The organism is Sphingopyxis sp. YR583 (genome assembly GCF_900108295.1).
GTDB lineage: Bacteria > Pseudomonadota > Alphaproteobacteria > Sphingomonadales > Sphingomonadaceae > Sphingopyxis.
The window spans coordinates 2051890-2070407 of the sequence record NZ_FNWK01000001.1; the positions used below are offsets into that span (position 1 = coordinate 2051890).

Genomic DNA, 18518 nt, shown 5'->3' on the forward strand with positions numbered 1-18518 from the left:
GTTTCTGCGCCCCTCTCCCATTCACGGGGGCAGACGACCGCAATGAACGAATAGAAGAGGGCATATTCATGACCGTCCACACCCCGATCGAAAAGCTCGACCCCGCCGACGCGAGGGTCCGCCGCGAACTCAAAACCTTGCTTCACCCCGCCCGAGGTCGCCGCGCGGCGTGGATCGGGGCTTTTCTCGTGCTGATCGTAGGTGCCTGGTGGTTGCTGCGGGACGGCCCGCCGCCCGCCGCGGCCGCGCCGGCGCCCGTGCTGACCGTCGCTGCGCCGATCGCGCGCGATGTGACGCTGTGGGATGAATATATCGGTCGCTTCGAAGCGTCGAAAGCGGTCGAGGTGCGCCCGCGCGTGTCGGGCGCGATCACCGGCATCCATTTTACCGACGGCCAGATTGTCCGGCAGGGGCAGCCGCTCTTCACCATCGACCCGCGCCCCTATCGCGCCGCGCTTGCCGAAGCGCGCGCTTCGGCCGCCAGCGCACGCAGCGATCTCGCGCTTGCGCGGCTCGAACTCGAACGCGCCGGCCGCCTCGTTGATGTCGAGGCGGTGTCGCAGAGCGAGATCGATCGGCTCCGCGCGCGGGTCAATGCGGCGAATGCCGCGCTCGCCGGCGCCGATGCCCGCATCGCCGCCCGAGCGCTCGATGTCGAATTCACCACCGTCCGCGCACCGCTGAGCGGCCGCATCTCGGACCGGCAAATCGACGCGGGCAACCTTGTGTCGGCGGGCGATGCCGGCGGGACACTGCTGACCACGATCAACGCGCTCGACCCCGTCTACTTCACCTTCCAGGGGTCGGAGGCCTTGTTCCTCAAGACCAAGCGCGAAGGCGGCGATAAGGGCGCGGCGGTCGAAGTCCGCCTGCAGGACGAAAGCGATTATCGCTGGAAGGGCCAGCTCGACTTCACCGACAATGGGCTCGACCCGCGTTCGGGCACGATCCGCGCCCGCGCCAGCTTCCGCAACCCCGAGATGTTCCTGACCCCGGGAATGTTCGGCAACATGCGCCTGTCGACGGGCCAGACCGCGCATGCGCTGCTGGTTCCCGCTGCTGCGGTGCAGACCGACCAGGCGCGCAAGATCGTCTATGTCGTCGGCAAGGATGGGATGGTCGCGGCGAAACCGGTCGAGATCGGCCCCGATGTCGACGGGCTGCGCGTCATCCGCTCGGGCCTGACGCCCACCGACCAGGTCGTCATCAACGGATATCAGTTCGCTCGTCCGGGCACCAAGGCGGTGACCAAGGCCGGCAAGATTGTGGCCGCCGCGCCCAAACAGGGCGGTCCGGCCGCGACCGAACCGGTCTCGGCACAGGCGACCTTCGCGAAGTGAGTTGAATAAGGCCCCTCCCGATCAGGGAGGGGTTGGGGTGGGGTGCTGCGGTGTCCCCTATGGCCGACAGCCCCACCCCGCTGTGCCCCGGATTCCGTCCGGGCTCGCTGCCCCTCCCGCGAGCGGGAAGGGATGACCAGATCGTTTTTCAGACAGGGGCTCTCCCATGCGCCTATCACGCTTCTTCATCGACCGGCCGATCTTCGCCGCCGTGCTCGCCGTCATCATCACCATCGTCGGTGCGGTCGCCTATATCGGCCTGCCCGTCTCGCAATATCCCGACATCGTCCCGCCGACGGTGACCGTGACCGCAACCTATCCGGGCGCATCGGCCGAAACGGTCGCCGACACGGTGGCGGCACCGATCGAGCAGGAAATCAACGGCGTCGACAATATGCTCTATATGAGCAGCCAGTCGACCGGCGACGGCGTCGTTACCATTACAGTGACCTTCAAGATCGGCACCGACCTCGATGCCGCGCAGGTGCTGGTGCAGAACCGGGTCGCGATCGCGACCCCGCGCCTGCCCGAAACGGTGCAGCGGCTCGGCGTCGTAACGCGCAAGACCTCGCCTGACTTCCTGATGGTCGTGAACCTCGTTTCGCCGGACAAGTCGCTCGATCGCGCCTATATCTCCAACTATGCGCTGACCCAGCTCCGCGACCGTTTGAGCCGTATCGACGGCGTCGGCGATGTGCGGCTGTTCGGTGCGCGCGATTATGCGATGCGCGTCTGGATCGATCCCGGCCGTGCCGCCGCGCTCGACCTGACCGCGGGCGAGATCGTCGCCGCGCTGCGGCGCGAGAATGTGCAGGTCGCCGCGGGCACGCTCGGCCAGCCTCCCTATGCCAATGGCAGCGACTTCCAGCTCAATGTCGAGACGCAGGGCCGCCTGACCGACCCCAAGGATTTCGCGAATATCGTCATCCGCAGCGATGCCGACGGCCGGCAGGTCCGCGTGTCGGACGTCGCGCGCGTCGAGCTCGGCGCGTCGGATTACAACAGCAACACCTATCTCTCCGGCGACCCGACGGTCATCATGGCGGTGTTCCAGCGCCCCGGTTCGAACGCGCTCGCCGCAGCCGAAGCGGTTGAGGCCGAAATGGCGTCGTCGTCGAAGAATTTCCCCAAGGGCCTCGAATATCGGGTCATCTACAACCCGACCGAATTCATCGCCCAGTCGATCGACGCGGTGATGGAAACGCTGATCGAGGCGGTGTTCCTTGTTGTCATCGTGATACTCGTGTTCCTGCAGAAATGGCGCGCGGCGATCATTCCGGTGCTTGCGATCCCGGTATCGCTGATCGGGACGTTCGTGGTGCTCGCGGCGTTCGGCTACAGCCTCAACAACTTGTCGCTGTTCGGGCTGGTGCTCGCGATCGGGATCGTCGTCGACGACGCGATCGTCGTCGTCGAGAATGTCGAGCGCAATCTCGAAAAGGGCATGTCCGCGCTCGAGGCCGCGCGGACGTCGATGGACGAAGTATCGGGTGCGCTCGTCGCGATCGTGCTCGTGCTCTGCGCCGTGTTCGTCCCGACGCTGTTCCTCACCGGCCTGTCGGGCGCTTTCTATCAGCAGTTCGCGGTGACCATCTCGACCGCGACGATCATCTCGCTGGTGCTGTCGCTCACCCTTTCGCCCGCGCTTGCCGCGATCCTGCTCAAGCCGCACGCGCCTGCCCAGGCCGATGGCTGGCTGATGGCGCGCATCCACTATGCCGGCGAACGCTTCAACGAGGCGTTCGAGCGGCTCAGCAACGGCTATGCGTCGCTTACCGACCGGCTGGTGCGCGCGCCGAAGAAGATGATGGTCACCTATGCCGGGTTGATCGCCGCGACCGCGGGCCTGTTCTGGGCGACGCCGACGGGCTTCATCCCGGCGCAGGACCAGGGCTATTTCCTCGTCGTCGCCAAGCTGCCCGCCGGCGCCTCGGTCGAACGCACCGATGCGGTACTGAAAAAGGTCGCGGGCCGCGTGCTGCCGATCGAGGGCGTCCTCGGCTCGGTGATGCTCGCGGGCTTCGATGGCCCGTCGCAGACGCTCGCGCCGAACTCGGCCGCCGCTTACTTCCCGCTCAAGTCGTTCGAGGAGCGAGGGAAGCTCGGCGTCAATTTCGAAGACATCATGAACCAGGCGCGTGCGAACACCGCCGACATCACCGAGGCGCAGATCGTCGTCATCCCGCCGCCGCTGATCCAGGGTATCGGTTCGGCGGGCGGTTACCGCATGATCGTCCAGGATCGCGGCGGGAACGGCTATGCCGCGCTTGCGAACGAGACGAACAATCTGATCGGCAAGGCGAACCAGACCCCGGGACTCGCGAACGTGTTCACCTTCTTCGACCCGTCGAACCCGCGGATCTTTGCCGATATCGACCGCGCGAAGGCGAATGCGCTCGGCGTGCCGCCCGAGCGGGTGTTCGAGGCGCTGCAGGTCTATCTGGGCTCGGCGTTCGTCAACGACTTCAACCTGCTCGGCCGTACCTATCGCGTGACCGCACAGGCCGACGCGCCCTACCGCCAGACCGTCGCCGATATCGCGAACCTTCGTACCCGGTCGGACTCGGGCGCGATGGTGCCGATCGGATCGGTCGCGAACTTCGAGGATCGCACGGGGCCGTATCGCGTCACGCGCTATAATCTCTTCCCTGCGGTCGAGATCGACGGTGATACCGCTCCGGGTTCGTCGTCGGGCGCGTCGCTGACGACGATGGAAAAGCTCGCGGCGGACAATCTGCCCGCGGGTTACGGCACCGAGTGGACGGGCATCGCCTTCCAGCAGAAGGCGGCGGCGAACACCGCAGGCATCGTCTTCGCGCTCGCGGTGGTCTTCGTCTTCCTTGTGCTCGCCGCCCAATATGAAAGCCTGATGCTGCCACTGGCGATCATCTTCATCGTACCAATGTGTCTGCTCGCGGCGATGGTCGGCGTGAATTTGCGCGGCATGGACAACAACGTCCTCACGCAGATCGGGCTGGTCGTGCTCATCGCGCTTGCCGCGAAGAACGCGATCCTGATCGTCGAATTCGCCAAGCAGGCCGAAGAAGAGGATGGGCTGTCGCCGATCGAAGCCGCGGTGCGCGCCGCGCGCGACCGTCTGCGCCCGATCCTGATGACCAGCTTCGCCTTCATCCTCGGCGCCGTGCCGCTGCTGATCGCAAGCGGGGCAGGGGCGGAACTGCGCCAGGCGCTCGGTACCGCCGTCTTCTTCGGCATGCTCGGCGTAACGGCGTTCGGCCTCATCTTCACCCCGACCTTCTACGTCGTCGCCCGTTCGCTCAGCCAATGGTCGGCTGCGCGGCGCGCGCGGCGCGGCGGATCGGACGACCACGGAACGGCGCTGCCGGTTCCGGCGGAATAAGGAGCAGGAATATGATCCTTCGCAATATCCTCACCGCCGCCTCGGCGCTGGCACTCGCAGCCTGCGCGGTCGGCCCCAACTATGCCGAGCCCAAATCGGCGTCGGCGCCCGTCGCGACCGGGCCGTTCGTCTCGGCGGACAGCCCCGCTGTCTCGCTCGCGCCGGTCGCGGGCGACTGGTGGCGGCTCTATAACGATCCCGTCCTCGACGGCCTCGTCGGCGATGCGCTCGCGAACAACACCGACGTCCGCGTCGCGGTCGCCAATATCGCTCGCGCCCGGGCATCGCTGCGCGGCGCGCGCGCCGACCGTCTGCCGCAGGGTCAGATCGGTGCCGGCGCCAATTACCGCCGCAGCCCCGAAGCCCAGCGCCTGCCCGGCGCGGACCGCGAGGATTGGGCGGTCGATGTCGGGATCAACGTCTCCTACGAGGTCGACCTGTTCGGCCGCGTCAGCCGCTCGATCGAGGCCGCGCGCGGCGATGCCGCCGCTGCCGAAGCGAATGCCGACGCGGTGCGCGTGATCGTCGCCGCCGACACGACGCAGGCCTATGCGGACGCCGCCTCGGGCGCCGCCCGGCTCGATGTCGCGCGGCGCATCGTCGGGCTGCTCGACCAGCAAGTGAAACTCACCGAACGGCGCAAGGAGGTCGGGATGGCGACGGGGCTGGACCTCGCGCGCATCACGACGCTGCGCGATCAGCGCTCCGCGGACATTCCTTCCATCGAGGCCGAGCGGCAGGCGGCGTTATTCCGCCTCGCGACTCTGACCGGTCGTGCCCCCGCTGCGCTCCCCGCGATCGCGGCGGATCGCAACATCAGCCTCGAAATCACCGACCCGATCCCAGTCGGTGATGGGGCGGCGCTGTTGAAGCGCCGTCCCGATATTCGCGCCGCCGAGCGCCGCCTCGCCGCCGACACCGCGCGCATCGGCGTCGCAACAGCGGATCTCTATCCGCGCATCACCCTCGGCGGTTCGGCGGGCTCGACCGGTGCGGGCTTCGGCGACATATTCGGCGGCGGCCCGGTCCGCTGGCTGCTCGGGCCCTTGCTCAACTGGGCCTTCCCCAATCAGGAGCCCGCGCGTGCACGGATCGCGGCGGCCGAAGCCGATACGCAGGCGTCGCTCGCCGAATTCGACGGCACGGTGCTGCGCGCGCTCGAGGAAACCGAAACCGCTCTGTCATCCTACGCGCGTTCGCTCGAACAACGGCAGGCGCTGCGCGCCGCGCGCGATCAGGCCGAGCGTGCCGCGCGGATCGTGCGTGCAAAGCGGCAGGAGGGCGCATCCGATTCGCTCGAATGGCTCGACGCCGAACGGACGTTCGCGGAGACCGAAGCCGTGCTCGCCGAGCAGGATGGCCAGATTTCGCGGCGGCAGATCGCATTGTTCCGCGCGCTGGCGGGTGGCTGGTCGACCTAGAAGGGGGTCAGACGACGTCGCTCGGCGCGCCGCCGGGCGACCAAAGTTGGGCCGCGAGCCGGTGCAGCGCCCGCGAGAGGCTCCGCCGGTCGATCGTCCCGCCAAGCGAAATACGCATCGCTGCGGGGGCATCGGGCGCCACCGCGAACCGGTCCGAGGGCACCGCCGACAGTCCATCGAGCGCCAGGGCGGCGGCGAGCGTGTCGACACTGATATTGTCGGCCAGCGGCAGCCAGAGGTGATAACCGTGCGGGTGCGCGGCGTGACGCCCCTCACCAAGCACCGTGCGGGCTAGTTTTTGCCGCCAGGTCGCTTCCTTGCGCACGGTGTCGACGAGTGTGTCGAACGTGCCGTCGGCAAGCCAGAGCGATATCATCGCGGCATTGAGCGGCGGCGCCATCACGGCGCTTTCATGCTGGCACGACGCGATTTGCATGGCTTCGGCGACGCCCGGAGCACGGACGAAGCCGATGCGGAGCGCCGGCGAAACGATTTTTGCCATGCTCGCGATATACCAGCCATTGTCTGGCGCGAAGCTAGTGATCGCGGGAATGGGGGCTTCGGGCAGCAGGCCGTAGGCATCGTCTTCGACGATCTGTACTCCGGCGTCGCACGCCCATGCAGCGATGGCTTTGCGGTCTTCGAGCGCGATCGTCGCGGTAGTCGGATTGTCGTTCGTCGGGACGACATAGAGCGCGCGCAGCGGCGCATCGGCGTGCACGGCCTCGAGCGCTTCGACGGTTATCCCGGAAAGAGGGACGAGGTGGACGCCGATCCGGCGTGCCACGGCGCGAAATCCCGGATAAGCATAAAGCCCGCATGCGACGCGATCGCCGGGTTTCAGGATTGTCGATGCGATGGCGTGCAACCCGTTCTGCGCGCCGGCGGTGACGACGACCTGTTCGGGATCGGACGCCATGCCGAGGCGCCGCAGCAGTTCGGCGCCGCTTTCGCGATCGGCCACCGCGCCGCCGGGGCGTTGATAGTGGAGGCGCGCGATGCCGCCCCCGCGCGCTAGCGTGCCGAGCGCCCCCGCCATCGCGTCGGCGAGGCGCGCTTCGGCGGCGACCGGGGGACTGTTCATTGCGATGTCATTCTGTGCGGTGGTTGCGATCTCGCCAGTCCGAACCTCGTTGCTGATGAAGCTGCCGGCGCGTCCGCGCGCGACGATCAGCCCGCGTTGCCGTGCCAGATCATAGGCTTTGGTGACGGTCGTAAGATCGATGCCGAGCAGCGCCGCGAGCTCGCGTTGCGGCGGCAGGCGGTCGCCATGTTGAAGCTCGCCGCGCGCCACTGCGGCCGCGATCGCGCTTGTGACCGCTTTATATTTCGGTCCCGCGGCGCCCGCGATATCGGGCCTCCACGCGTCAGCCGTCACGCCGTTCGTCCGCTTCGTGCCTTTCGCGTGCATTCAGCTTTGCCCACAGATGTTCGGTGCCCGATTCCTGCGCCTTGTTCACATATTGCGAGGCGACCAGCCAGCCCTTGATCGGGCGCAGCGGCAATATGCAGCCGATGACCATGATCGGGATCGAGAAGACGAGGTGGATCCACAGCGGCGGACTATAGGCGATCTGCAGCCATACGATGACGAAGGTCAGCGGAAAGGCAACGATGCACTGCGAGAAAAAGGCGGGGCCGTCGTCGGGCGCGGCAAAGCTGAAATCGAGTCCGCAATTCTCGCAGCGTTTGGCGAGTTTCAGCCACGAGCGGAACATGTGGCCCTTGCCACATTCGGGGCATTTGCCGTGCCAGCCCGACCACAGGATCCAGCGCAGTTTTTCGTTTCCGACATTGCCGCTCGTCATATCCGACTCCAACCAACCATGGCAGTTACCATGCAAAGTGCATGTATGTCTGCGGAAGGAGAAGATGAAGCATCAGAACAACTATATGATATAGATGTGAATTATACCAGTTGAAGCATTTTTGCATGGCAATGTAATTTCATTTTTCCATACATAATCGCGGATTACCGGGATGGGGTCGTGCATTATGTCGGACAATCCTGCTGGTCACGTCATGCGAGGCGGCGCTGTGTCCGAGCCATCGTTTACGCCGCTTTTACCAGTCCCGGTGCATAAGATTTACCGATGTTTGCGACTGGGGACAAATGATGGACAGCATGCGCGGCCTGCTTTCGGGTAGCCATGACCAGGATGACGGGGCGATCGACGCGCCCGCGTCCGTCGGTGTCGACGAACGGCGGATGCAGGTCCGGGCCTATAATTACTGGGCCTCGCTGCTCGCCGACCGTGCCTATCCGTCGGTCGAGGATCTCGATCTGGAAGGCGCCGATTTCGGGGCCTATTCGATGCTGCTCGATTTCACGCAGGGAATCGACAACCCGGGCATCGCCTTTCTGGGCGACCGGCTGCGCGACGAATCGCAGATCGACGAGGACGTCCATTATATCAGCCAGATTCCGGGCCGTTCGCTGCTGTCGCGGTTGACCGACCATTATCTGCAGATCATCGCCAATCGCGCGCCGATCGGGTTCGAGGCCGAATTCGAGAGCGATCGCGGCGTGACGATCATGTACCGCGGCATATTGCTGCCGCTTTCGTCCGACGACGACACGATCGATTTCATCATGGGCGTGATCAACTGGAAAGAAGCCGTTCCCGCCGATCAGGCCGAGGAATTGCAGTTGTCGGTCGAGCAGGCGCTGCGCAGCGCTCCTCCGCTGACCGCACCGGTACCGGTATGGGCCGACGGCCCCGATTCGGAGCATCTCGACGACGATGTTGCGGCGGCGGTCGTTCCGGGCTTTGCGGGGCTGAACCACGGTGCCGACCTGTTCGCCGATGCGGACTACCCGGCGAACGACGACGAACTGCCGCTCGATCCGGGGCAAGGTGCCGAGCTCGCCGACTGGCTGGCGCTGGCCCGCGAAACCGCCGAGCGCGCGATCGCCGCCGACAGCCGGAGCCGCGGCGCGCTGTATCAGGCGGTCGGCAAGGCATGGGATTTTGCTCTCGCGGCCGAAGATCAGCCCGAAGCATTTGCCGAAATACTGGGCGATGCCGGGCTCGCGGTGCAGGACCGCGCGCCGATGACGCCGATCGTGAAGCTGGTTTTCGGTGCCGCTTACGACAAGACGCGGCTTGCCGAATATGCCTGCGTCCTCGGTCATGCGAAGGAAGAGGGAGTCGCCCGCGGCGAACTCGCCTCCTATCTCGATCGCTATCCCGGCGGGCTCAAGGGGCTGGTCAAAGACGCGCGCGCGCGCCGCAAGCCGGAAGGCGAAAGCGAGCGGCCGGATGAAAAGCTGGAAGCTCTGCGCCATGCGCACCCTGCATTGATTCTTGAACATGATGCCGGCGACGCCGAATTCGTCGTGCTGATCGCGCGCGCGATGCCGGGGGGGCATATCGGGATCGTCGCCAAGGCGGCGGATGATCCGACGCTTGTCGCGAAGCTCGCGAAGAAGGCTGTTCCGATCACGCCCGGCGTGTAAGAGCGTCGGCTCGATGCGGCCACGTAATAGACAATCGCAAAATTGAAATATTTTTGCGCGAACGCGCGAACGAGGCCTTGAGCCGCGCGCGTCAGAGGCGCATAGGAGGCGGCAGCGAACGGGCCCCCGCCGATCGTCGGCTGGGATCCCCCTCTTTGGTTCGGGATGCTGCACTTTATGCCTCAGAATTCGTCCGACACGCCGGAAACGGACACGCCGACCCCCTCCACCGTCAAAATTCCTCCGAAAGTCGCCGCCGCCTATCTGGCCGCGCTCGCCGGCAGCGCGCTGCCGGGCGAAGGCGACGATATGGACAAGGCCGCGCTGACCGACGCCAGCCAATTCGCGGCGCGCGCCGCGCTCGAACGTGACGCCGAAACGCCGTCGCTGCTGCTCGAACCGATCGCCGCCGATGGCACCGACCGCCGGATGCGGCTCGTCATCATCAATGACGATATGCCCTTCCTCGTCGATTCGACCTCGCAGATCGTCGCGGCGCAGGGCCTTGCCGTCCATCGCATCCTCCATCCCGTCGTCGCCGTGAAGCGCGATGCAAAGGGGCATCTGCAGGAAGCGGGCGAAGGGCCGGCACGCGAGTCGGTCATCTATATGGAACTCGAACGCGGCGACGCGCGCGCGCGGCGCCGCCTGCTCGACGCGCTGGAAGCCGCGCTGCGCGACGTGCGCGCGGCGGTGCGCGACTGGCGCGCAATGCGCGCCGCGATGCTCGCCGATGCCGCGATGCGCGTCGAGGGCGAGGCTGCCGAACTGCTCCGCTGGTTCGAGGGCGGGGCGATGACCCAGCTCGGCCATGAATGGCGCGCGCGCAGCGGCGCGGTGCAGGAACCGCTCGGGATCAGCGAAAGCGCCGATGGCCAGCTTCTGTCGCCCGCCGCGCTCGAAGCCGCCTTCGCCTGGTTCGACAAGGGAGGGCACGCCCCCCTGCTGATCAAGTCGAACCGCCTGTCGGCGGTGCACCGCCGCGTATTGCTCGACCTCGTCATCGTGCCCGAACTCAAGGGCAAGAAGGTCGAACGCCTTTCGATCCACGCGGGGCTGTGGACCAGCGCCGCGCTGTCGACGCCGCCGGCGAAGGTGCCGGTGCTGCGCGCGCAGCTTGAAGCGTTGATGGCGAAGTTCGGTTTCGACCCGGCGGGTCACGCGGGCAAGGCGTTGGCCCATGCGCTGACGGCGCTGCCGCACGACCTGCTGATTGCGTTTGATACCGCCTCGCTCGAGGAGCTGGTGCTGACCTCGATGTCGATCACCGACCGGCCGCGGCCGAAGGTGGTCACGGTGCAGAGCGCGCTTGGTCGCCACCTGTTCGCCTTTGTCTGGCTGCCGCGCGACGAGGTTTCGACCGGCCGCCGCCTTGCGGTCGAATCGCTGCTGGTTCGCGAAGCGAAGGCGGGCGTTATCGGCTGGACGATGGTGCTCGAAGACGGCGGTGCGGCGCTCCTGCGCTACACGCTCGACCTGCGCAGCGGCGGGGTCGTGCCCGATACCGAAGCGCTTAATGCGCAGCTCGAACAGATGGTTCGCGGCTGGCAGCCCGAAGTCGAGGCGGCGCTGGCGAAGCGCGGCGACCCCGGCCGCGCCGCGGCGCTCGCGGCGCGTTTTGCGCCGACCTTCCCGCCCAATTACCGCAACCTCTATAATCCCGAGGAAGCCGCGCGCGACATATTGCGCCTGCGCGACCTCGACGCCGCGAACCCGCGCAGCGTGCGCCTCGCGCGCAAGAGCCTCGACGGCGACGACCGGCTGCGGCTCAAGGTCTATAGCGCGGTCGGCCCGCTTGCCCTGTCCGACGTCGTGCCCGCGCTCGAACATTTCGGGTTCGAGGTGCTGGAGGAAATCCCGACGACGCTGGCCCCGGCCCGCGCGCCCGGCAGCGAGGACGGCGATGAAACACCTCTCGTGATCCATGATTTCTCGCTGCGCCTGCCGGCGAACGTCGACGAGCTGGCGCTGCTTCCCTACGCCGAAACGATCGAAGGCGCGATTGCTGCGGTGCTCGACGGCCGCGCCGAGAACGACGCGTTCAACGAACTCGTGCTCACCAACCAGACCGACCCGCGCGCAATCGTGTGGCTGCGCGCCTGGTTCCGCTATCTGCGTCAGGGCGGTTCGGCCTATGGCATGGACACGGTGGTCAGCGCGCTGCGCCACGCGCCCAAGCTGACGGCGGCGCTGATCGAGCGCTTCCGCGCGCTCCACGACCCCAAGGCGCGCGACGCCGCGAGGGCGGAGACGCTCGCGGCAGACATTCTCGCCGACTTCGCCGACATCAAATCGATCGACGAAGACCGCATCCTGCGCCTGTTCCATGCGGTGATCAGCGCCACGCTGCGCACCAACGCCTTTGCGCCCGCCGCCGAAGAGGCGCTGGCGTTCAAGATCGATTCGAGCCTTGTCCCCGGCCTGCCCAAGCCGCTGCCGTGGCGCGAGGTCTGGGTCTATTCGCCGCGCGTCGAGGGCATCCACCTGCGCGCCGGTCCGGTTGCGCGCGGGGGCCTGCGCTGGTCCGACCGCCGCGACGACTTCCGCACCGAAATCCTCGGGCTGATGAAGGCGCAGCGCGTCAAGAACGCCGTCATCGTGCCGACCGGCGCGAAGGGCGGTTTCTATCCGAAGGCGCTGCCCGACGTGTCGCTCGACCGCGATGCCTGGTTCGCCGAGGGCACCGAATGCTATCGCATCTTCATCCGCTCGTTGCTGTCGATCACCGACAATCTGGTCGCGGGCAAGGTCGTGCATCCGAAGGGCGTGGTGATCCACGACGGCGACGACCCCTATTTCGTCGTTGCCGCCGACAAGGGCACCGCGACCTTCTCCGACGTCGCCAATGCGCTCGCGATGGAGCGCGACTTCTGGCTCGGCGATGCGTTCGCGAGCGGCGGGTCGAAGGGTTATGACCACAAGGCGATGGGCATCACCGCCAAGGGCGCGTGGCTGTCGGTCCGGCGCCATTTCGCCGAAATGGGCGTCGATGTGCAGAGTGACACGATCCGCGTCGTCGGCTGCGGCGACATGTCGGGCGACGTGTTCGGTAACGGGATGCTGCTGTCGAAGGCGATCAAGCTGACCGCCGCCTTCGACCATCGCCACATCTTCCTCGACCCCGACCCCGATCCGGCGAAGAGCTGGAAGGAACGCGAGCGGATGTTCAACCTGCCGCGCTCATCGTGGGCCGATTATAACGAGAAGCTGATCTCGAAGGGCGGCGGCATTTTCCCGCGCAGCCAGAAGAGCATTCCCTTGAGCGCCGAAGTGCAGGCGATGCTCGGCCTGTCGGTGTCCGAAATCGACCCCGGCTCGCTGATCTCGGCGATCCTGAAGGCGCCCGCCGACCTGCTGTGGTTCGGCGGCATCGGCACCTATGTGAAGGCCGCAAGCCAGAACAATGCCGAGGTCGGCGATCCCGCGAACGACGCGCTGCGCGTCGACGCCGAGGATCTGCGCGTCAAGGCGGTGGGCGAGGGTGCGAACCTCGGCACCACGCAGGCCGCGCGCATCGCCTTCTCGGCTAAGGGCGGGCGGATCAACACCGACTTCATCGACAATTCGGCCGGCGTCGATTGTTCGGATAATGAGGTCAACATCAAGATCGCGCTGAACCGCGAGATGGCCGAAGGGCGTTTGTCGCAGGATGACCGCGACGCGCTGCTCGTCCGCATGACCGACAATGTGTCGGAGCTGGTGCTCGAGGATAACCGCCTGCAGGCGCTCGCGCTGTCGATCGCCGAAAAGGGCGGATCGGCGGCGGTGCCGTCGCTGGTGCGGATCATGGAGACGTTCGAGGCATCGGGCCGGCTCGACCGCAAGGTCGAGGGACTCGCCGCGAACGACGAACTGCTCCGCCGCGCCGCCGAAGGGCGCGGGCTGACGCGCCCCGAACTTGCGGTGCTGCTGTCGACCGCGAAGCTCGCGCTGCAGGATGCGATCGAGCATAGCGACCTGCCGAACGATCCGGCGCTGGCAAGCGACCTTGCCGCTGCCTTCCCTGACGAGATGCAGCGCGACTTTGGTCAGGCGATCGCCGACCACCAGCTTCGCCGCGAAATCATCGCGACGAAGATTGCGAACCGCATCATCAACCGCATGGGCATCGTCCATCCGTTCGAACTGGTCGAAGAGGAAGGCTGCGCGCTCGGCGATATCGCCGCGGCATTCGTCGCGGTCGAGCGCCTGCTCGATATGCCCGCGATCTGGGACGCGCTCGACGACGCGAAGATCGACGAAAGCATCCGCCTGTCGCTGTTCAGCCAGGCCGCGTCGGCGATGACCTCGCAGATGGCCGACCTGCTGCGCGTGACGCAGTCGCTGTCGCAGCCGGGCCCGGTCGTCGCGCGGCTCGAACCCGGCGTCGATCGCCTCAACGCCAGCGTCGACGGCCTGCTCAGCCCGTCGGTGAAGCATCAGTGGGACATGCTGACGCAGCAATTGCTCGACGCGGGTGCGCCCGAGGCGCTGACCTCGTCGGTCGTCCGCCTATTCAAGACCGACGGCGCGATCGGTATCGTCGACCTTGCCGAACGGCGCGGCGACGACGAGGTCGCGGTGACGAGCGCCTTCACCCATCTCGGCGAAGCGCTGGGTCTCGATTGGGCGCAGACGCTGGCGGCGCATATGAGCCCCGCCGATCCGTGGGAACGCCTGCTGGTGAACAGCCTTGCGCGCGATTTCCAGCAGATGCGGCTGAGCTTCCTCGCGGGGCTGCCGAAGGGCGATCTCGACGCGGCGGTGACCAAATGGCTCGCCGATCATGCGCCGCGCGTCGAGCAGTTCCGCGCGACGGTCGATCGCGCGCGGATGATCCCGACCCCGAACGGCGCGATGCTGTCGCATATCGCCGGGCAGGCACGCGGATTGCTGGGGAGGTAATGCCGTTCCAGCCCCGCGTCGCGATCCTTGTCCCGGCGCCCGACTATTATGAGAAGTGGCAGCCCGCCTTTGCCCGCAAGGCGGCGGCGCTGACCGCGGCCGGGCTGATCGTCGAGCAGCGCGCGTGGACCGATCCCGGCGATTTGTCGGGTTATGATCTGATCCTCCCGCTTTTCGCGTGGGGCTATCAGCGCGATGTCGCCGGTTGGTACGCTCTGCTCCACCAGCTTGAAGAAGCTCGCCTGCCCGTGGTCAATCCGGTGCCCGTACTGCGCTGGAACAGCGACAAGGCTTATCTGGCCGAACTCGGCGTCAAGGGCGTCGCAGTCGTGCCGACGGTCGAGGTCGAGGCGCTCGACGATGCGAGCCTGACCGAAGCGATGTCAGAGCTGACGACCGACGAGGTCGTGATCAAGCCCGCGATCTCCGGCGGTGCCGACGGGACGTATCGTATCGCGCGGGGCGCACCGATCCCCGCCGACGCGCTGGGTCAGCGGCGCCTCGTCCAGCCGCTGATGCCCGGCATCCTCACCGAAGGCGAATATTCGCTCTTCTTCTTTGGCGGCAAGTTCAGCCACGCGATCGTCAAGCGCCCCGCGTCGGGCGATTTCCGCGTGCAGGAGCAGTTCGGCGGGCGCGAGACCGCGTGCGAGGCGAGCGATGCCGCGCAGGCGCTTGCCGCTCAGGCGCTGGCGGCCGCGCCGGCACCGCCGGTCTATGCGCGCGTCGACATGGTCGGCGACGCTGCGGGTACGCTGCACATCATGGAACTCGAACTGATCGAGCCGTCGCTGTTCCTGCATCACGCGCCCGATAAGGGGGCGGCGTTCGGGTCGGCGGTCTACGGCGCGATCTGACCGGGCCGGCTGCGCCACAGCCATTGCCGGATCGCCGAGGTCAGATTCGGTGGATCGTCGGCTTCCATCCGCTCGACATCGATGCGCGCGACGAGCGCGTTGACAGGCAGCGCTCGCCTGGCGGCTTCGGCTTCGAGCGCGTCCCAGAACATCGGTTCGAGGCTGATCGAGGTCGGGTGGCCGGCGATCGTTACCGAGCGTTTGACCGGAGGATGTAAGGGCGCGCTCAACGGCGGGCCTGCCAGCGCCGCAGGATGAGTGCTGCGGCGACCAGCTCGACGATGCCTATGGCAAAACCGGGATTGAGCGGCAGGGCGATACCGAACAGCGCGAGCGCGGCGACGAGCAGGATCGTACCGCCGAGTACCCAATAGGCGATCTCGCCATACATGGTGCGAAACAGAAAATAACGCGCGCCGACGATTGAGGCAAAGACCGGGATCGCGAGATCGGGCGCGCGGATGAGCAGCACCCACGCGATCAACACCCCGACGAACAGCGGGATCGTCGCCTCGATCGCCAGTGCTTCGAGCGGCTTGCCGACGGTTGCCTTGGGCCCTTTGAACGCGATGCGTTCGATGAGGACGCCAAGCGGGTGGATCGCCATCCCGCCGAAAAAGAGCGCGGCGAAAGCCGCCATCGTACCGTGAAGCTGCCACACCGCGCCCGCGACCAGCCAGACGACGCCCGAGACGAGGACGCCGGGCGCGCCGCCGGCATAGGCGCGAGCGAGATCCTGCTGGGCGATAGCGAATGGGCGGTCGGTCATGTCGCCGGTGTAGCGGCTCGATCGGCGACGGCAAAGCCGCCGCCCGCCATCGTCAGTACATATGCTGCCCGCCGTTGATGCTCATCGTCGAGCCGGTGACGAAACCCGCATCCTCGCTGCACAGAAAGGCAACGCCGCGCGCGATCTCGTCGGCCTGGCCTAGACGCCCGACCGGGATCTTGGCGACGATCTTTTCGAGCACCGGCGCGGGCACGGCCGCAACCATGTCGGTGTCGATATAGCCCGGCGCGATCGCGTTGACCGTGACGCCCTTCTTCGCGCCTTCCTGCGCCAGCGCCTTGGTGAAGCCGTGGATACCCGATTTGGCGGCGGCATAATTGACCTGCCCATATTGGCCTGCCTGTCCGTTGATCGATCCGATGTTGACGATGCGTCCCCAGCCACGCTCGACCATTCCGCCGAACGTCGCCTTTGCCATGTTGAAGCAGCCGCCGAGATTGACGCGCATGACGTCGTCCCAATCGTCGTAGCTCATGCGGGCGAGGGTGCCGTCGCGGGTGATGCCGGCATTGTTGACGACGATGTCGATCGGGCCGACTTCGGCGGCGATCTGCGCGCAGCTGTCGAGGCACGCCTGATGATCGCCGACATCCCATTTCAGTGCCCGGATGCCGGTTCGGTCGCTGAACGCGCGCGCCTTTTCGTCGTTGCCGGCATAGTTGGCGACGACGGTGATGCCCTGTTCCTGCAATTTCAGCGAAATCGCTTCCCCGATGCCGCGGCTGCCGCCGGTGACGATTGCTACGCGTGCCATAAATCAAGCTCTCCCACAGAGTTAGGAGACGATGATTAGGCTGCGCCGCCGGAGCCTGCAAGTTGACCGGAACGTCAATCGCAAAGCTATTCAGGCGGGAGGCGCGTCAACTGCTTGCCTGTACCCGGAGCTTCGAAAAGTCGCCGACCGCGAGGTCCGCCTTGTCGATCGTCACGACCAGATTGTCGCGATCGCCGAAGCTGCGGCTCATCAGTCCGCTGGTCGGCAATTCGAGCAGCACCACGTCGCGCTGGTCGTCATAATCGATGACATGACGGAAGGGTTCATGCCCCATCGCCGCCATCTCGCGCTCCGCAAGCGTTTGCCACCAGGGTTCGAACAGCGCGCGCGCCGGTGCCGAAAGATTGTCCTGATTGGCGCACCAGGCATGCTTCGCGCGGTCGAACAGGATCGTCTGATAATCGTGAACCCACAGATCGGCGTCCGCGCGGTGCGTCGTCAGCGGCAGGGTGATCGTCTCGACGCGTTCCATCCCCGTGTCGGGATCGGTCACGGCGATCGCCTTGGCCCAGCGAATCGCATGCAATCCCGCCATGACGGCGGTCGCGTCGGCGGCCGAAAAATCGCCGCGCGCCGCGCTGTCGTGGACGATGGCGACAATCTCTTCGGCGCGCGCGCGCGCTTCGCGATTGATCGCCGCGCGCTGTTCCATCGCGCCGATGTCTTCGGCCCCGGCCCCCGGCGGCGGCATCGCCTCGGTCGTCAGCCGGTCGAGCCGCTGTTCGAGCAAGGCGACCATCGCCGTCATGCTGGCCCAGTCGAAGGGATGGAAGGCCGGGTCGGCGATGTCGTAGCCGCCATGATAGAGCGTATTGCCGGGCTCGGCCGGATCGCCCTCGCTGCGCGGATCGGAATCGCCGGGACGGACGGCGACCAGATCGACGGGCCATTCGGGAAAGGACCGCACCGCGAAGGATGCGAGATCGCCTGAATCGAGGTCGCCATATGGGCCGAACCACCCCTCGGGATCGTTCAGCGTAAAGGGCGGTGCGACGGGCGTGCCGGGGTCGCGCAGATGAAGTACGCGCATGTCATATTTGCGGCGGTGGATGAAGAAAGCGAGCGTGCCGTCGCGCGGTCCCAGCCCGCTCCACAAATCCCGCGGCAGGTCGGCGCAGCTGATCTGCGCCAGAAAATCCGCAGGCTGGTCGTCGATCTTCGGCCATTCCGTGCCGGCGGGAAGGCGCGGCCGACCGCCGATCCAGCTGTTCGTCGAGATCGCGTCGCGCGGCGGAATCTGGGGGACGAGGCGAAGTGCAACCTCCTCGGCATCCGGGTTCCCCATCCGGTGCGCTTCGGCCTCGACGTTGGAGATCATCGACTCGAGCTGGTCTTCGACAGGCTCGACAGCGACGGCGGGCTCCGGCGCCGGTTCCTGTTCCGCTTCTTCGGGCATCGTCTCAGGTTCGGCACGGCGGATTCGTGCGAGGCGTGAGGGCGAGATCTCGACATCCTCATAAACGGGCACTTCCTTTCGCGGGAGCTTCGGCAGCCGGATTTCGCGTGGCGCTCGCGGCGCCGCGGCGACCGGACGCGGGCGCCGCGACCACCAGATGGCAAAAACGACCGCCAGAAAGGCCAGCGTGACTCCGGCGAGCATCAGCATCGCCGATTCGACCTCGTTCATGCG

12 protein-coding genes are annotated in these 18518 nt (G+C 66.5%); 6 read left to right on the forward strand and 6 right to left on the reverse strand.

Going from position 1 to position 18518, the window contains the following annotated elements:
• Window positions 1-68: 68 nt before the first annotated feature.
• The 3 genes from BLW56_RS09495 to BLW56_RS09505 all read left to right on the forward strand — a co-directional run bounded on the left by BLW56_RS09495 (window position 69) and on the right by BLW56_RS09505 (window position 6122).
• On the forward strand, window positions 69-1340 hold the full coding sequence (locus BLW56_RS09495) for an efflux RND transporter periplasmic adaptor subunit (RefSeq protein WP_093510270.1): 1272 nt from the start codon (window positions 69-71) through the stop codon (window positions 1338-1340).
• A gap of 166 nt (window positions 1341-1506) precedes the next feature.
• Window positions 1507-4701, forward strand: coding sequence for an efflux RND transporter permease subunit (locus tag BLW56_RS09500; protein WP_093510271.1), 3195 nt, complete (start codon window positions 1507-1509; stop codon window positions 4699-4701).
• Between the two features lie 11 nt (window positions 4702-4712).
• The gene (locus BLW56_RS09505; protein WP_093510272.1) at window positions 4713-6122 is read left to right on the forward strand and encodes an efflux transporter outer membrane subunit; all 1410 of its coding nucleotides are present in this window, start codon (window positions 4713-4715) and stop codon (window positions 6120-6122) included.
• A 7-nt stretch (window positions 6123-6129) separates the two neighbouring features.
• Here the strand turns inward: BLW56_RS09505 and BLW56_RS09510 are convergent, their stop codons facing one another.
• Window positions 6130-7533 carry an aminotransferase-like domain-containing protein gene (locus BLW56_RS09510; RefSeq protein ID WP_093510273.1) on the reverse strand — a complete coding sequence of 468 codons (1404 nt, stop codon included), beginning with the start codon at window positions 7531-7533 and terminating at the stop codon, window positions 6130-6132.
• Entirely contained in the window at window positions 7490-7930 is a 441-nt protein-coding gene (locus tag BLW56_RS09515) for a DUF983 domain-containing protein (protein ID WP_093510274.1), read from the reverse strand. Before BLW56_RS09515 ends, BLW56_RS09510 begins: the two co-directional genes overlap by 44 nt.
• Window positions 7931-8238: 308 nt before the next feature.
• Between BLW56_RS09515 and BLW56_RS09520 the strand changes: the two genes are divergently transcribed.
• The 3 genes from BLW56_RS09520 to BLW56_RS09530 all read left to right on the forward strand — a co-directional run bounded on the left by BLW56_RS09520 (window position 8239) and on the right by BLW56_RS09530 (window position 15323).
• On the forward strand, window positions 8239-9582 hold the full coding sequence (locus BLW56_RS09520) for a PAS domain-containing protein (RefSeq protein WP_093510891.1): 1344 nt from the start codon (window positions 8239-8241) through the stop codon (window positions 9580-9582).
• Window positions 9583-9759: 177 nt separating this feature from the next.
• Window positions 9760-14466, forward strand: a complete 4707-nt coding sequence (locus BLW56_RS09525; RefSeq protein WP_177175898.1) for an NAD-glutamate dehydrogenase — start codon at window positions 9760-9762, stop codon at window positions 14464-14466.
• Window positions 14466-15323, forward strand: a complete 858-nt coding sequence (locus tag BLW56_RS09530) for an ATP-grasp domain-containing protein (protein ID WP_093510275.1) — start codon at window positions 14466-14468, stop codon at window positions 15321-15323. The genes BLW56_RS09525 and BLW56_RS09530 overlap by 1 nt, the downstream gene beginning before the upstream one ends.
• Here BLW56_RS09530 and BLW56_RS09535 read toward each other — a convergent pair.
• The 4 genes from BLW56_RS09535 to BLW56_RS09550 all read right to left on the reverse strand — a co-directional run bounded on the left by BLW56_RS09535 (window position 15308) and on the right by BLW56_RS09550 (window position 18515).
• Window positions 15308-15553, reverse strand: coding sequence for a ribbon-helix-helix domain-containing protein (locus tag BLW56_RS09535; protein WP_256203368.1), 246 nt, complete (start codon window positions 15551-15553; stop codon window positions 15308-15310). The genes BLW56_RS09530 and BLW56_RS09535 overlap by 16 nt on opposite strands.
• Window positions 15550-16092 carry a DUF7010 family protein gene (locus tag BLW56_RS09540; RefSeq protein ID WP_093510276.1) on the reverse strand — a complete coding sequence of 181 codons (543 nt, stop codon included), beginning with the start codon at window positions 16090-16092 and terminating at the stop codon, window positions 15550-15552. Before BLW56_RS09540 ends, BLW56_RS09535 begins: the two co-directional genes overlap by 4 nt.
• A 52-nt stretch (window positions 16093-16144) precedes the next feature.
• Window positions 16145-16867, reverse strand: coding sequence for an acetoacetyl-CoA reductase (gene phbB / locus BLW56_RS09545; protein WP_093510277.1), 723 nt, complete (start codon window positions 16865-16867; stop codon window positions 16145-16147).
• A 106-nt stretch (window positions 16868-16973) separates the two neighbouring features.
• Entirely contained in the window at window positions 16974-18515 is a 1542-nt protein-coding gene (locus BLW56_RS09550) for a DUF1963 domain-containing protein (RefSeq protein ID WP_093510278.1), read from the reverse strand.
• Window positions 18516-18518 lie beyond the last annotated feature (3 nt).